General features: G+C 67.5%; 10 protein-coding genes. All 10 read left to right on the top strand.

Annotated features, from left to right (window positions below; all coding sequences use genetic code 11):
• Positions 1-26: 26 nt before the first annotated feature.
• The 10 genes from ATO3_RS10310 to ATO3_RS10265 all read left to right on the top strand — a co-directional run bounded on the left by ATO3_RS10310 (position 27) and on the right by ATO3_RS10265 (position 14,758).
• Complete coding sequence (locus ATO3_RS10310) at positions 27-1,796, top strand: adenylate/guanylate cyclase domain-containing protein (RefSeq protein ID WP_088649754.1); 1,770 nt, start codon at positions 27-29, stop codon at positions 1,794-1,796.
• Between the two features lie 186 nt (positions 1,797-1,982).
• Positions 1,983-2,837, top strand: a complete 855-nt coding sequence (locus ATO3_RS10305) for a MurR/RpiR family transcriptional regulator (protein WP_088649753.1) — start codon at positions 1,983-1,985, stop codon at positions 2,835-2,837.
• A 179-nt stretch (positions 2,838-3,016) separates the two neighbouring features.
• Positions 3,017-4,591, top strand: coding sequence for an ABC transporter substrate-binding protein (locus ATO3_RS10300; RefSeq protein ID WP_088649912.1), 1,575 nt, complete (start codon positions 3,017-3,019; stop codon positions 4,589-4,591).
• A gap of 85 nt (positions 4,592-4,676) precedes the next feature.
• The gene (locus tag ATO3_RS10295; protein ID WP_088649752.1) at positions 4,677-5,597 is read left to right on the top strand and encodes an ABC transporter permease; all 921 of its coding nucleotides are present in this window, start codon (positions 4,677-4,679) and stop codon (positions 5,595-5,597) included.
• Positions 5,597-6,493, top strand: coding sequence for a nickel transporter permease (gene nikC / locus ATO3_RS10290; RefSeq protein WP_088649751.1), 897 nt, complete (start codon positions 5,597-5,599; stop codon positions 6,491-6,493). Before ATO3_RS10295 ends, nikC begins: the two co-directional genes overlap by 1 nt.
• On the top strand, positions 6,490-8,232 hold the full coding sequence (locus tag ATO3_RS10285; protein WP_088649750.1) for an ABC transporter ATP-binding protein: 1,743 nt from the start codon (positions 6,490-6,492) through the stop codon (positions 8,230-8,232). The genes nikC and ATO3_RS10285 overlap by 4 nt, the downstream gene beginning before the upstream one ends.
• Positions 8,229-9,149: a DUF6963 family protein gene (locus tag ATO3_RS10280; protein ID WP_088649749.1), complete on the top strand. Its 921-nt coding sequence runs from the start codon at positions 8,229-8,231 to the stop codon at positions 9,147-9,149. The genes ATO3_RS10285 and ATO3_RS10280 overlap by 4 nt, the downstream gene beginning before the upstream one ends.
• Complete coding sequence (locus ATO3_RS10275) at positions 9,146-10,588, top strand: N-acyl-D-amino-acid deacylase family protein (protein WP_088649748.1); 1,443 nt, start codon at positions 9,146-9,148, stop codon at positions 10,586-10,588. The genes ATO3_RS10280 and ATO3_RS10275 overlap by 4 nt, the downstream gene beginning before the upstream one ends.
• 437 nt (positions 10,589-11,025) lie before the next feature.
• The gene (gene hydA / locus ATO3_RS10270; protein WP_088649747.1) at positions 11,026-12,501 is read left to right on the top strand and encodes a dihydropyrimidinase; all 1,476 of its coding nucleotides are present in this window, start codon (positions 11,026-11,028) and stop codon (positions 12,499-12,501) included.
• Between the two features lie 520 nt (positions 12,502-13,021).
• Positions 13,022-14,758 carry an adenylate/guanylate cyclase domain-containing protein gene (locus ATO3_RS10265; RefSeq protein WP_158217940.1) on the top strand — a complete coding sequence of 579 codons (1,737 nt, stop codon included), beginning with the start codon at positions 13,022-13,024 and terminating at the stop codon, positions 14,756-14,758.
• The last annotated feature ends 19 nt before the right edge of the window (positions 14,759-14,777 follow it).

Raw genomic sequence — 14,777 nt, 5'->3', positions numbered from 1 at the left:
CCCCGACCCGACGATGCGGAGGGTACATGACCGAGCAAACCGTCCATCGCCGACTCGCCGCGATCATGTCAACGGACATCGCCGGATTCTCGCGGATGATGAACGCCGACGAGGCCGGCACCCTGGACGCTGTCAATCGCATCCACCGCGAGATCTTTGCCCCCCGCGTCCGGGCTCATCAGGGCAGGGTGGTCAAACTGATGGGGGACGGCGCGCTGGTGGAGTTCGTCAGCGTCGTCGATGCCGTCGATTGCGCGCTCGAGATCCAGCAGGCCATGGCCGCGCGTCCCGAAGACCCGCAGGGCCGGCGGTTGCTGCAGCTGCGCATCGGCATCAACCCGGGCGATGTCATCTTCAACGGCCGCGACATCTTCGGCGATGGCGTCAATCTCGCCGCGCGTCTGCAGGAGATCGCCTCGCCGGGCGGGATCAGCATCAGCGCCAGCACCTATGAACACCTGGGCCGCCGCATCAAGGCGATCTTCGCCGATGACGGCGAGTACGAGCTGAAGAACATGGTGCGGTCGGTCCGGGTCTTCCGCTGGCCCGCCGAGACCCTGCCGGGGCGCCGCGACGGGGCGGGGCGCGCAAGGCTGCAGCGCCCGGACAAGCCTTCGATCGCGGTGCTGCCCTTCGACAACATGTCCGGCGATGTCGAGCAGGAGTATTTTGCCGATGGCGTGGTCGAGGCGATCACCGCCACCCTGTCGCGCATCCGGTCCTTCTTTGTCATCGCCCGCAATTCTGCCTTCGCCTACAAGGGACGGCACGTGAACGTGCGCGACATCGGGCGGGAACTGGGGGTGAAATACGTGCTCGAAGGGTCGGTCCAAAGGGCCGGGAACCGGGTGCGCATCACCGTGCAGCTGATCGAAACGGACGGCGGGGCGCATCTCTGGGCCGACCGGTACGACGGCTCGCTCGACGACATATTCGAACTGCAGGACAAGATCACCGAACAGGTCGCCGGCGCGCTGCAGCCGTCGATCCAGTTCGCCGAGATCGAGCGCACCCGCCGCAAGCCGCCCCATGACCTGGGCGCCTACGATTACACGATGCGCGCCATGCCGGATGTCTGGATGCTGGAGGAGCAGTCGGCCGCCCGGGCGCTGGACCTGCTGGACAAGGCGCTCGAGATCGACCCGGATTACCCGCTGGCCCTGGCGTTGGCCGGATGGTGCTGGGCGCAGCGGTCGGTCTACAACTGGGCCGAGGACATCGCCGTCGCCAAGGCCGAGGCGCTGAAACGGGCGGAGCGGGCGGCCGAGTTATCCTCGGACGACCCGCTGATCCTGGCGGTGCTGGGGGCGGTCCATACATTCGCGCGCAACTACGGCACGGCGCGGGTGCTGCTGGAGCGCGCCAACCAGCTGGATCCCAACGCCGCCTGGGCGCTCAGCCGGCTTGGCTGGCTTGAAACCTATGCCGATCGGCCGGAGGCGGCCAAGCAGTTCTTTGACCGTGCCATGCGGCTGAGCCCCCTGGACCCGATGAATTTCAACAACCTTGTCGGCATGGGCAGCGCGTACCAGGTCGCGAGCGAGGATGGCCGCGCCGCCGAATACTTCCTGCGCGCACTGGAGGAACGGCCCAATGCCCATTGGGTCCACCGCAACCTCTGTGCCGCGCTGCTGGGGGACGGGCGCGAGGCCGAGGCCCGCGCCTCGGCCCAGGCGCTGATGACGGCGCATCCGAACATGACGGTGCAGCGGTTCAAGGAAGCGATGGTCTTTTCGCCCTGCGTGCTCGACCGGATCGGAGAGCAGATGGCCGCCCTGGGGATACCCGAGGGCTGAGCCGGTGTTGGGGACGTTGTCGGGTGGCACGTTGTCGATCGGCCGGTCCGGTCCGGGCAGGGCCCCTGGCCGCCGCTTTGCCTGCCGACCCTCGACCATGGCGGCCTCAGGGCCTATGAAAAGGGTCGATCGCCCCACCGGGGCTGGCATTTTTCCAAATCGGCCGGCGGCCAGAACAACAGTGACATGCACAACACTTCGCACATCGCCCAGCGTCTTTTGACGACTTACGACGACATGCCGAGGGGCGAGCGCAAGCTTGCGGATCTGCTGCTGGAGGACGTGGGCGTTGTCGGCCAGTTCACCGCGGCCGACCTGGCCGAACAGGCCGGCGTTTCCAAGGCCACCGCCGCGCGGCTGTTCCGGCGGCTGGGCTACGGCGGCTACCGTGACGCGCAGCGCGAGATCCGCGAGGCGCGCTCGGCCGAACTGGCGGCCCCCCAGGTCCCGGCCCTGTCGGGCGGGACGCTGTCGCCCGGCGAATACCTCGATGCCGAGGTGAAACACCTTGTCCGCTCCTTCGAGGCGCTGCCGGCGGACCAGGTGACCGAGGCGGTGCAGATGCTTTGCGCGGCGGCCAAGCTCTGGGTCGTGGGCTTTGGCGAGGATTATCCGCTGGCCCTGTTCGCGCGGGCGATGCTGATCAAGGTCTTTCCCGACATCCGGATGATCCCGCTCAGCGGCTTCCCGGTGCCCGAGGAATTCGCCTCGATCAAGCCTGCCGACACGGTGCTGGCCTTCGGGGTGGGGCGACGGAACCCGGAATTGCGCAACATCATCGGCTCGTCCCGCCGGGCAGGCGCCAAGATCATCCTCGTCACCAACACGCTTGCCCCGGGCGACAAGCGCGGCGCCGATGTCATCCTGCGGGGGCGCAGCGACGGGCCCACATTGTTCGGGTCGATGACCGCGCCGGTCAGCCTGATCACCTATCTTTGCGCCCGGGTCGCATCCCGGACCGGCGATTCGGCGGTGCAGCGGCTGCAGCACATCGAGTCGATCCATTCACAATGGGCTGAAGAAAGCAGCAGCAACGAGTGAACGGATTTCAGAACTGAAATCTTGAAGGGAACGCTGCGCCGCGGAAAGACTCATTTCTGAAATTGCAAAAATCAGATATGAACTTTTTTCTTGCCCGATTGGGTGTCCCCTGCCGAGCCTGATGCTCAGTCGCGCCTCGATGAGAGGTGCCGTGACTGGAGCTGATGGAGGCGATCGGAATGGACGGAAGACTTTTGGGAACACTCTGGCGGGGGCCGGTTCTGGGTGCCGCACTGGCCGCGCCACTGGCGCTGGCCGCAGGCGGTGCCACCGCGCAGGAGCTGGTCTGGGCGCGCTACGGCGATATCGACAGCCTCGACCCGCACCGCGCGACCAGCACCCTGTCGATGCAGGTCTGGGACCAGATCTATGACACGCTGCTGGCCTTCGACATGGACGGCAACCCGGGCCCGAACATGGCGAAATCCTGGGAGGTCAGCGAGGACGGGTTGGACTACACCTTCACCCTGAACGACGGCATCCTGTGCCACGACGGCACCGAATTCGACGCCAATGACGTCAAGTTCACCATCGACCGGGCCTTCGGCGACACCCCCAGCCTGACGCGGACCAGCTGGGGCCCGATCACCGATGTGACGGTGGTGGATCCGCTGACCTTCACCGTCACTCTGGAGAGCAAGTTCGGCGCCTTCCTGCCGTTCCTGGCCGACAGCTTCTCGTCCATGGTCTGCGACACCAACACCGCCGACACCTTCGGGTCGTCCACCGCCATCGGCACCGGGCCCTTCAGCCTGGTCGAATGGGTCAAGGGCGACGAGATCGTGCTGGACACCAACCCCGACTACGTCAACTGGGGCGAGCCGGTCGAGAACGACGGCCCGCCGCAGTTCGACCGACTGATCATCCGCACCGTGCCCGAGCCGCAGACCCGCCTGGCCGCGCTGCGTACCGGCGAGGTGCATATCGCCGAGCCGCCGTTCGATGACGTCGAGGCGATCAAGGAGGCCGGCGAGCTGGACATCGTGGTGGCCGACAACACCGGTCAGAACGTGTTCTGGGAATTCACCATCTCGCGTCCGCCCTTCGACGACATCCGCGCGCGCCAGGCCGTGGCTTACGCGACCGATGCGCAGATGGCCATCGACATCATCTACGGCGGCCTCAGCCAGCGTGAATGGTGCCCGATCGCCCGTGGCGTGTTCGGCAACGATCAGGAATTCTGCAAGCAGTACGGGTATGAATACGACCCAGAGAAGGCCATGGAGCTGCTGGCCGAGATGGGCTACGGCCCCGACAACCCGCTTGAGACGACGATGTTCGTCTGGACCGGCGGCAACCGGCACAAGCTGGCCGAGATCTTCCAGGCCCAGCTGGCGCAGGTCGGCATCCAGGCCTCGATCGAGATCATGGACATCGGCACCATGAACGCCCGCGTGAAGGAGCAGAACGAAAGCCCCGACGCGGAAACCCCGGGCACCTTCGACATGATGACCTGGTCCTGGTACGACCCGGATATCCTCTATCAGCTGTGGCATTCCCCTGGCGCCTATTCCGGCTACCAGTCGCCCGAGCTGGACGCGATGCTGGAGGAAACCCGCACCACGATCGACCCCGACGAACGGCTTGAGAAGGTGCAGGCGGTCATCAGGTACCTGATGGAAAACGCCGTTCACATCGGGCTTTACACACCCGGCTGGGAATGGGTCTTTGCCGTGCGCCCCGAGGTCGAGGGCTTCAAGATCGGGCCCTTCCTGCACCCCAACTTCCAGGACGTGACCCTCAGCGACGGCTGACCATGTCCTGCCGCCGGCGCGCCCAATGTCCCCGGGCGCGCCGGCTCTTTCCCCGGAAATCCGACCCCAGCCGGAAGGGAGCCCCATGGGCAAGTTCATCGTTCAAAGGGTGCTGGCCGCCCTGGTCACGATCTGGATCGCCACGATCGCCGTGACCATCCTGATCCACCTGGTGCCGGGCGATCCGGTCCGGATCATGTATGGCTCTTTCCAGACCACCCCCGAAGAGCTGGAGGCGATCCGCGTGCGGCTCGGCCTCGATCAGCCGATCTGGCAGCAGTATTTCATGTATATCGGCCGGCTGCTGCAGGGCGATCTGGGCAATTCCATCGTCGGAGATCAGCCGGTGCTCGACATCCTGCTGACCCGGTTCCCGGCGACTCTGGCGCTGACGATCTCGTCGCTGGCCATCGCCATCGTGGTCGGCATGAGCCTGGGCTTCCTCGCCGCCTACAAGCGCGGCACATGGGTCGATGTCAGCTCCATGGTGCTGGCCATCGTCGGGGTCTCGATGCCGCATTTCTGGCTGGGCCTGCTGCTGTTGTTCCTCTTTGCCCTGCAATTGCAATGGCTTCCCGTGGCGGGGGGCGACTGGCGGTCGCTGATCCTGCCGGCGATGACTCTGGGGCTGGCGAATGCCGCCGTGCTGGCGCGGCTGACGCGCTCGGCGATGATCGACATCTTCGACCAGGATTTCGTGCGCACCGCCCGCGCCAAGGGCCTGCCGAAATCCATCGTGCTCTATCGCCACGCGCTGCGGTCGGGCCTTGTGCCGGTGGTCTCGATGCTGGGCCTGCAATTCGCCTACCTGATGGGCGGGGCCATCGTGGTCGAGAACGTCTTTGCCTGGAACGGGGTCGGGCGGCTCGCCATCGAGGCGGTCTTTGCCCGCGACTACCCGCTGATCCAGGGCTTCATCCTGTTCTTCGCCACCATCGTCGCGCTGGCATCGGTCGTCATCGACGTGGCCTATGCCTTCCTCGACCCCCGCATCCGGTATTCGTAATGGTTCATGGTTCCTCCACGGCCGAGCTGGCCGACAATCTCGCCACCACCGGCGCCGCGCGCAATCGCAGCTTCTGGCGGGCCCTGCTGGCGAGCCCCTCGGGCCTGATCGGGCTTTTCGTCGTGGGCCTGCTGATCTTCTGCGCCATCGCGGCGCCGGTGATCGCGCCCTATGATCCGCTGCGCATGGCCGCCGGCCCGCGCCTTGATCCGCCGTCGATGGGATATATCATGGGCACCGACGATTTCGGCCGCGACGTGTTCAGCCGCATCCTCTACGGTGCCCGCCTGACCCTGCAGATCGGCGTGATCGCGGTGGGCATCTCGTTGACCTGCGGGTTGCTGCTGGGTCTTGTGGCCGGCTATTCCTCGGGCTGGACCGAACGGGTGCTGATGCGGCTGGTGGACGTACTTTTTTCCTTCACCGAGATCGTGATCGCGCTGGCCTGCCTTGCCATCTTCGGCGTGGGCCTGACCAACGCCATGATCGCCATCGGCATCGCCTCGATCCCGTTCTACGCCCGCGTCACCCATTCGGTCGTGCTGGTGGAAAAGGGCAAACCCTATTTTGAGGCCGCCGTGGCCGCAGGGGCAGGGCACGCAAGGCTGATCTTCATCCACCTGCTGCCCAACGTGGTGCCCACGCTGATCGTCATCGGCACGCTCGGCGTCTCCACCGCCGTCCTTGCCGCCGCCGGCCTGTCGTTCCTGGGCCTCGGCGCGCAGCCGCCCCAGCCGGAATGGGGCTTCATGCTATCCTCCTCGCGCGACCTGATCAGCCGGGCGCCCTGGATGATGATCTTTCCCGGCCTCGCCATCGCCGTCACCGTCCTGGGCTTCAACCTGCTGGGCGACGGCATCCGCGAGGCGCTTGACCCGAGGCAGCGCCAAAGATGACCCGTCCGATCCAGACCCCGCTTCTGTCCGTCAAGGACCTGACCATCGCCTTCGGCAGGGGGGCCAGACGCAACCTCGCGGTGCAGGACCTGTCCTATGATCTCTATCCCGGAGAAACGCTGGCCATCGTCGGCGAAAGCGGCTCTGGCAAGAGCGTGTCGTCCATGGCGCTGCTGGGCCTGCTGCCGCCGCGCGCGGCCACGATCGAGGATGGCTCGGCCATGTTCGACGGCCGCGATCTGCTGCACCTGACCGAGGGTGAGATCCGCGGCATTCGCGGCGACCGGATCACCATGATCTTCCAGGAGCCGATGACCTCGCTGACCCCGGTCCTGCGGATCGGGCTGCAGCTGACCGAGGCGCTGGTGGAGCACAAGGGCATGTCCAGCGCCCAGGCCGAGGCGCGCGCCAAGGAGATGCTGGAGCTGGTCGGGCTCGACAACCCGGACCGGCGGCTGAAGCAGTTCCCGCACGAGCTGTCGGGCGGCATGCGCCAGCGGGTGATGATCGCCATGGCCATGGCCGCCGATCCGGCGATCCTGATCGCGGACGAGCCGACAACCGCGCTGGACGTGACCGTTCAGGCGCAGATCCTCGACCTGATGCGCGACCTGAAGACCCGCTTCGGCACCTCGATCATCCTGATCACCCATGACATGGGCGTGGTGGCCGAGATGGCCGACCGTGTCGTGGTGATGAACCGGGGCCGCAAGATCGAAGAGGGGACGGTGGCCCAGATCTTCGCAGATCCGCAAGAGGCCTATACCAAGAAGCTGCTGGACGCGGTGCCGCGTCTTGGTGCCTTTGCAGCGGCGGCCGCGCCGCGCAGCGTGGTCGCGGATCCGGTCGCGGTCAGCGGCCGGCTGCTGCATACCCAAGGCATGAACAAGACCTTCCGCGAAAGCGGGTTCTTCGCGTCGAAATCCGGCGGCACGGCGGCGATGCAGGACGTGGGCTTTGACCTCGACGCCGGCGAGACGCTGGCGCTGGTGGGGGAATCCGGGTCCGGCAAATCCACCACCGGCCGGGCCGTTCTGCGGCTGCTGGAGCTGGATTCAGGCGTCATCGAGATCGACGGCACCGATATGCGCAAGCTGTCGACGGGGGGCGTGCGCAAGGCGCGGCGGCAGATGCAGATGATTTTTCAGGACCCCTTTGCCTCGCTCAACCCGCGCATCAGCGCCGGGCGGCTGGTGGCCGAACCGATGGTGATCCACGGGCTCTGCTCGGGCAAGGAGATGGAGGACCGCGTCGAGCAGCTGTTCCTGCGCGTGGGGCTGGAGGCCGACCATATCCGCCGCTACCCGCATGAATTCTCCGGCGGCCAGCGCCAGCGCCTGTCGATCGCCCGGGCGCTGTCGGTGAACCCGAAGCTGATCGTCGCGGACGAGCCGACCTCGGCGCTGGATGTCAGCGTGCAGGCCCAGGTGCTTGAGCTGATGCTGGAACTGCAGCAGAGCCTTGGGCTGGCCTATCTCTTCATCAGCCACGACATGGCGGTGGTCGAGGAGGTCTCGCACCGCGTCGCCGTCATGCGCCGGGGCCGGATCGTCGAGATCGGGCCGCGCCAGGCGGTGCTGAACGATCCGCGCCATCCCTATACGCGCGCGCTGCTGGCCGCCGTTCCGGTGCCCGATCCCGAACGGACACGCGGCGCCCTGCCGGTGATCGATGCCGCCAACCTGCCCATGGGCGCGCTGGCCGAGGTGGCGCCGCAGCACATGGTGGCCCGGCCGTGACCGTCGGAATAGCAGTCTACGGCCCAGGTGCCGCCCGCGCCGCCCTTGCCGGTCTCGAAGCGGTAGAGGCCGTCGGGCGCGGTGCCATTGGCGGTTTCGTCTCGCTTTCGGTCCTGCTTGAGGACGGCACGCTCTTCGACCTCGGAACGCAGAGGGGCGGGGCGCAGGCGCTGCTGGCCCTGCCGGGGTTCGCCCGGACCAGGGGCGCGCGCCACGCGGTGCTGATGTCGTCGGGCCCCGACCGGCCCGATCCGCTGTCGCAATTCACGCCCGGCGATCCCGCCGTGGGTCTGTTGACGGGCCACCGCCTGCCGAACATGGCCGGGCCCGACGGCCATCCGCCGAACCTCGTGGCGCTGACGGCCATGGGGGCGGGCGCTTCGCCCTCTGTCGCCATCGAAACCGCGCTCTCGGCCGATCCCGAGCTGGACGCTGGTCTGATCGCCATGAACCTTGCCGGAGACATCGCGCTGCTGAATTCCGCCTCGGTCGGCGCGCGGGACGATATCGGCGCGGCGCATTTCACGGGCGACGGGATCGCGGCGGCGGTGCTGCACAACACGATCTTTCCGCATCACGCGCTGGCCGATCTTGCGGTTTCGGCGATCCGTGACAGCATGGCACCCGGCGATGCCGCGCCCAACCTCGGCACCGCGCTGGGGCAGCGGGTGCATCCGGGTCCGTGCCGGGCGCTGCTGGTAGGCTCCGGCGGGATCGAAGGGTTCGAGGCGCCGGGCGCGCAATGGCAGCGTCCGGAATGGGAAGGCTGCCCCGTGCGGCGCGGCGATCCGGCCATGGCCGGCGGAGAGGTCGTGGGCCGGGTCGTCGCCGAGGCCTATTGCATCCTGCGCGACGGCACCGTCACCGGCACGCGCGGCAGCGATGCCATCGGATGGACAGAGGAGGAGCCGGCATGAGCGGCGACAGGGAATGCGATCTGCTGATCCGTGGCGCGCTGGTCTTTGACGGCAGCGGCGGCGCGCCGGCGGTTATGGACGTGGCCGTGGCTGACGGCCGCATCGTGGCAACCGGCGAAGGCCTGACCCTCGCGGCGGGCGAGGTGCTGGAGGCCGGCGGCCTGGCGCTCGCGCCCGGCTTCATCGACGTGCATACCCATGACGACATGGCGGTCTTCGACCGAAAGACGATCCTGCCGAAGATCAGCCAGGGTATCACCACCGTCGTCACGGGCAATTGCGGCATCAGCCTCGGGCCGACGCCGCTGCTGACCCGCGATGCCCCGGTCCCGCCGCTGGACCTGATCGCCACGGCGGAGGAATACCGTTTCGACAGTTTCGGTGCGTTTCTGGATGCGATGCGCGCGGCGCAGCCGGCGGTCAACGTGGTCCCGCTGGTCGGCCATACCGTGTTCCGGGCGCGGCGGGTGGCGGACCTGACCGGACCGGCCTCGGCGGACGAGGTCGCCGCGATGAAGGCCGATCTTGGCGCGGCGCTGGCGCAGGGCGCGGCGGGGCTGTCGACGGGGCTGGCCTATCCACCGGCCAAGGCGGCGACCACCGGCGAGATCCTGTCGCTGGTGCGGGACGTGGCGGCTGCCGGCAAGCTCTGGACGACCCATATGCGCGACGAGCGGTCGGGTGTGGTGTCGGCCGTGGCCGAAACCATCGACATCGCCCGCCGCTCCGGCGCGCGCACGCTGATTTCGCATCACAAGTGCTGCGGTCAGGCCGCCTTTGGCCTCTCGCGCACCACGCTCGCGATGATCGAGGAGGCCCGCGCCGACATCCCGCTTGATATCGACGTCTATCCCTATACCGCCAGCTCCACCGTGCTGATCGAGGCCTTCGCGCGCGACAGCCGCAAGGTCACGATCAGCTGGTCCGATCCGCATCCCGAAATGGCCGGTCGCGACCTGGACGAGGTGGCCGCCGAATGGGGCGTGGACCAGGCCGCAGCGATCGAACGGCTGCGGCCCGGGGGCGCGATCTATCACCAGATGGACGATGGCGACCTCGAGCGCATCCTGGCCTGGCCGCCCTCGCTGGTGGGCTCGGACGGGCTGCCGCGGGACCGGCGCCCGCATCCCCGGCTCTGGGGCAGCTTCCCGCTGGTTCTGGGCCATTACGCCCGCGACAAGGGGGTGCTGAGCCAGGCGCAGGCGGTGGCCAAGATGACCGGGCAGACGGCGAAGGTTCTGGGGCTGGCGGATCGCGGGCGCATTGCAACGGGCTGTGCCGGCGACCTGGTGCTGTTCGATCCGGCGAAGATCCGCGCCGTTGCGGATTACGACAATCCGCAGGAAACCTCTGCCGGGATCGCGCGCGTCTATGTCAACGGGCAGCTGACCTATGTGCCGGATGACGGGGCAGGGGCCCTGGCAGGCCAGCTTCTCTGAGCGCGGCCCGGACCGGCCGGCGGTCAGGTCGGACGAGGGCTGTGCCGTCACTCGGCCGCCGGCCGCCTTTCGGTGCGGGGTGAGACGGCCGCAAGGCAGCGCGGTGTACCCGGGGTGGCTGGAGGTTTGCGAGCAGGCTGACACAGGTCCCGCCGGTCCGATCCGCCCGCCGTTTCCCCGTTCGGGTGCCAATGCAGGGATGCAGCCGGGCCGGGTCCCGGCGCGGCATTGACGTTGCGGACCTGCTGGGTCAGGAAGCCAGTGCCATGTCCCGCCACCACGGCGACGATCGCGCCCTGCGTCGCGATCCCATGGCCGAGGTCAAGCCCGGCCAGCGCCCGCAGGCACGTCCCGACATGGCGCGCATATCTTATCGACCCGGAAACGGAACTGGTCGTCCGGCGCAGGCTGGAGACGACCGAAGGAAAGGCCCAGCAATGACCCGTTATGACCTCGTCATCAAAGGCGGCACCGTCGTCACCGAAGGCGGCCCGCGCCTCTGCGACATCGCGATCACCGGCGAAACCATCGCCGCGATCGGCACCGACCTGAACGGCGCCGAGGAGGTCGACGCCACTGGTCTGACCGTGCTTCCCGGCGGTGTCGACAGTCATTGCCACATCGCCCAGGTCGAGCCGGGAATGGGCCACGGGGCCGAAAGCATGGTCACGGGCACCAGCGCCGCGCTGGCCGGCGGCACCACCTCGATCATCTCTTTCGTGTCGCAGCACGCGGGCGAGGAGATCACAGACGTGCTGGCCGAGACCCTGGCACGGGGCGAGACCGCGCTGGCCGATTACACGTTCCACCAGATCATCTCGGACCCGACCGACAAGGTCGTGCTCGAGGACATCCCCAGGGTCGTCGCGGCCGGGCTCCGCAGCCTGAAGGTCTTTCTCACCTACGAAGACGCGCACCTGACCGACCGCGCGTTCCTGCGGGTTCTCGCCGCCGCGCACCGCGAGGGCTGCATGGTCACCGTGCATTGCGAGAATTACGACGCGATCGGCTGGATGACCGAGCAGCTGCTGGCCGAGGGCTTCACCGAGCCCAAGTACCACGCCTGGTCGCGCCCGGAGGTGATCGAGCGCGAGGCGACCTATCGCACCATCTGTCTGGCCGAGCTGGTCGACACGCCGATCCAGATCTTCCACGTCTCCTGCCATGCCGTGGCCGAGGAAATCGAGCGCGCGCAGAAGCGCGGCCTTAAGGTCTGGGGCGAGACCTGCCCGCAATACCTGGTGCTGTCCGCGACCGACATGGACCGTCCGGGCCGCGAGGGTGCCAAGTACATGTGCAGCCCCGCGCCGCGCGATGCCTCTGACGTAGAGGATTTCTGGGACGATATCCGCCGCGGCGTGATCGACGTGATCTCGTCGGACCATTCGGCCTATTTCTTCGAGGGGCCCGAGAATTCCAAGGAGACGGCCGGCGCCAATGCCGATTTCAGCCGGATCCCCAACGGGCTGCCCGGCGTGGAAACGCGGATGCCGCTGGTCTTCTCGGAGGGGGTCAGCAAGGGCCGGATCGACCTGGAAACCTTTGCGCGCGTGACGGCGACCAATCCGGCGCGGATCTTCGGGCTTTATCCGCGCAAAGGTGCCATCGCCATCGGCGCGGATGCCGATATCGTGCTTTGGGACGCCGATCGCAGAGTGACGATCACCAACGACCTGCTGCATCACGCGGTGGATTACACGCCTTACGAGGGGATGGAGGTCACCGGCTGGCCGGTCGCCACCTATTTGCGCGGGACGCTGGCGATGAAGGACGGCGAGATTTGCGCCGAACCGGGCCAGGGCCGGTTCCTCAAGCGCGGCACCTACGAGATGGCCACCCCGCGTGGCATCACCCCCAACGGTTTCGAAGCCGCGAAGATCGCGCCCCGTCCGGCCGCCAGGGCCGCCGAGTAGCCCGCAGGGTCAGACCCATGACCAGGGGGTTCCCCTGACCGGCCCGGCGCGCCGGAGGCGAAAGGTGACAAGGGCGTCCGGCACGGGAGGTCCTTGGCCACTCCGACGGCATCTCTGCGCGCCGGCCCCGGCCGGTCGTCCTGCGACGCGGCTCAGGGCGCTTGGCTGCGCGCGGGGCTGACGCAGGTGCCGCGCGGCTGGGCCGTACAGTCAAGTCATGACACGTCTGGGTTGAGCGTTTTGCCGGAATGATTTGACGGCGCATGATCCGGACTGCCTCTGGTGTCGGACCGTGCCCATGTTTTCAACGCTGCGCCGGGGCGACGCCGCCACGCGACGGTCCTCCATACCGGAAAAATGTAATTCGCGTGGCAATTTATTCCCGTTTCTGTATAATCGTTAAGGTAGTGTAAAACTGTTAAGATTTTTTGATGTTTATTAGCCGCTGAGCGGCACAGGGATCGAGGTCACGATGCTGCGGCCGCATGCGACCATTGATGCGGATGTACTCAGCCGTTCCATGTCGACGGTCCTCTTTGCGGACGTGGTGGATTCCGTCCGGCTGGTCGAGGCCGACGAGGAACGCACCATCCGCCGCTGGCTGGCCTTCGTCGACCAGATCGAGACGGAGCTTGCGCGCAGTGGCTCTGGCCGCATCGTGAAGAAGATCGGCGACGGGCTGATGATGGAGTTCGACGATCCCAGCCAGGCCGTCCGCTGCGCCATCGACATGCGGGATCGTCTGAACGCCGGAAACGCCAGCTGGCCCGAGGCCGACCGCTTCGACATCCGCATCGGGTTGAACATGGGCGACGTGCTGCGCAGTTCCGATGCCGACCTTTATGGCCGCGAGGTGAACATCGCTGCGCGCCTGGCCGCCAGCGCCCGCCCGGGCGAGATTGCCGCCTCGGCCAATGTGCGCGACGCGCTGGCCAGCGATCTCGTGGCCGAATTCGAGGACATCGGGCCCGTCCATCTGAAGAATGTCGCGGATCCCGTCCATGCCTTCAGTGTCGGCGCAAAGTCCGACAGGCCGCGCATCTCGGCGATCCTGGGCGACGAACAGCTGCTGCCGACCATCGCCGTTCTGCCCGTGCAGGTCAGCTTTGGCGACAAGGACAGCCTTGCCTGGCGCGATCTGGTGACCGAGGACCTGATCGTCGCCCTGTCGCGGTCGGACCAGCTGAACGTGATCTCGCGCCTGTCGACGGCGGGCATCGTGCCGGGCTCGGCCCTGCTGCGCGACATCGGCAAGGCGCTCAGCGCCGATTTCATCCTGTCCGGCAGCGCCGTGGTCAGCGAGGCCGCGATCCGGCTGGAGCTGGAGCTGGCCTCGGTCCAGTCGGGCCACGTGATCTGGTCGGACGGGATCACCGTGGCGCCCGACGCGCTGCTTCTGAAGAACGCGATCTTTTCCGAGGTCGCCGGGCGGGTGCACCAGGCGATCCTGAACAGCGAGGTGCGGCGCGCGCTGTCGCATCCGGTGCCGACGCTGAAGGCCTATTCGCTTCTGACCGCGGCGGTGGGGCTGATGCACCGGCTCTCGCGCCATGATTTCGCCCTGGCGGGGCAGCTGCTGGACGAGCTGACCGAACGCTTCCCCGAGACACCCGGCCCGCTGGCCTGGAAATCGCGCTGGCACGTGCTGCGGGTGGCGCAGGGCTGGTCCGACGACCTCCAGATGGAGGGGCGCCAGGCCCTGGCGCTGACCGGCCGGGCGCTCGATCTCGACCCGACCAACACCTCGGCGCTGATCGCCGAGGGCTTCGTACGCACCAACCTGCTGCACCAGCTCGACGAGGCCGAAGAGCTCTATGACAGCGCGCTCGAACACAGCCCGAACGAGGCGACAGGCCGTGCCCTGCGGGGCACGCTGCATGCCTTTCGCGGCGACGGGGACCTGGCGGTGCGCGATTGCGAACGCGCGCTGCACCTGGCGCCGCTGGATCCCAACCGGTTCTTCTTCCTCGCCCTGGCCGCCGGCGCTTGCCTCTCGGCCAGGGATTACGCCCGCGCGCTGGAGCTGGCCAAGGCCTCGATCCGGCTGAACCGGTCCCACACGTCAACCCTGCGCATCAAGGCGGTGGCCGAGCTGAACCTCGGCATGCCGACGCAGGCCCGCCTGACCCTGGGCAAGTTGATGAAGCTGCAGCCGGGGTTCACGGTCAGTGCCTGGCGCCGCAACGCGCCAAGCGATGCCTTTCCGGTCGGCCAGGCCTTCGCGGCCGCGCTCCGGGACCTGGGGGTTCCCGAATGACCCACTGAATAGCCCAGCC

Origin of the sequence: Marinibacterium profundimaris (genome assembly GCF_002210095.1) — a bacterium.
Lineage (GTDB): Bacteria > Pseudomonadota > Alphaproteobacteria > Rhodobacterales > Rhodobacteraceae > Marinibacterium > Marinibacterium profundimaris.
Note: the sequence above shows the minus strand (reverse complement) of the source record. Positions and strands in the feature narration are given on the sequence as shown.

Coding starts and splice junctions, on each gene's coding strand:
- ATO3_RS10310 (WP_088649754.1), top strand. CDS start 27: ATGACCGAGCAAACCGTCCATCGCCGACTCGCCGCGATCATGTCAACG.
- ATO3_RS10305 (WP_088649753.1), top strand. CDS start 1,983: ATGCACAACACTTCGCACATCGCCCAGCGTCTTTTGACGACTTACGAC.
- ATO3_RS10300 (WP_088649912.1), top strand. CDS start 3,017: ATGGACGGAAGACTTTTGGGAACACTCTGGCGGGGGCCGGTTCTGGGT.
- ATO3_RS10295 (WP_088649752.1), top strand. CDS start 4,677: ATGGGCAAGTTCATCGTTCAAAGGGTGCTGGCCGCCCTGGTCACGATC.
- nikC (WP_088649751.1), top strand. CDS start 5,597: ATGGTTCATGGTTCCTCCACGGCCGAGCTGGCCGACAATCTCGCCACC.
- ATO3_RS10285 (WP_088649750.1), top strand. CDS start 6,490: ATGACCCGTCCGATCCAGACCCCGCTTCTGTCCGTCAAGGACCTGACC.
- ATO3_RS10275 (WP_088649748.1), top strand. CDS start 9,146: ATGAGCGGCGACAGGGAATGCGATCTGCTGATCCGTGGCGCGCTGGTC.
- hydA (WP_088649747.1), top strand. CDS start 11,026: ATGACCCGTTATGACCTCGTCATCAAAGGCGGCACCGTCGTCACCGAA.
- ATO3_RS10265 (WP_158217940.1), top strand. CDS start 13,022: ATGTCGACGGTCCTCTTTGCGGACGTGGTGGATTCCGTCCGGCTGGTC.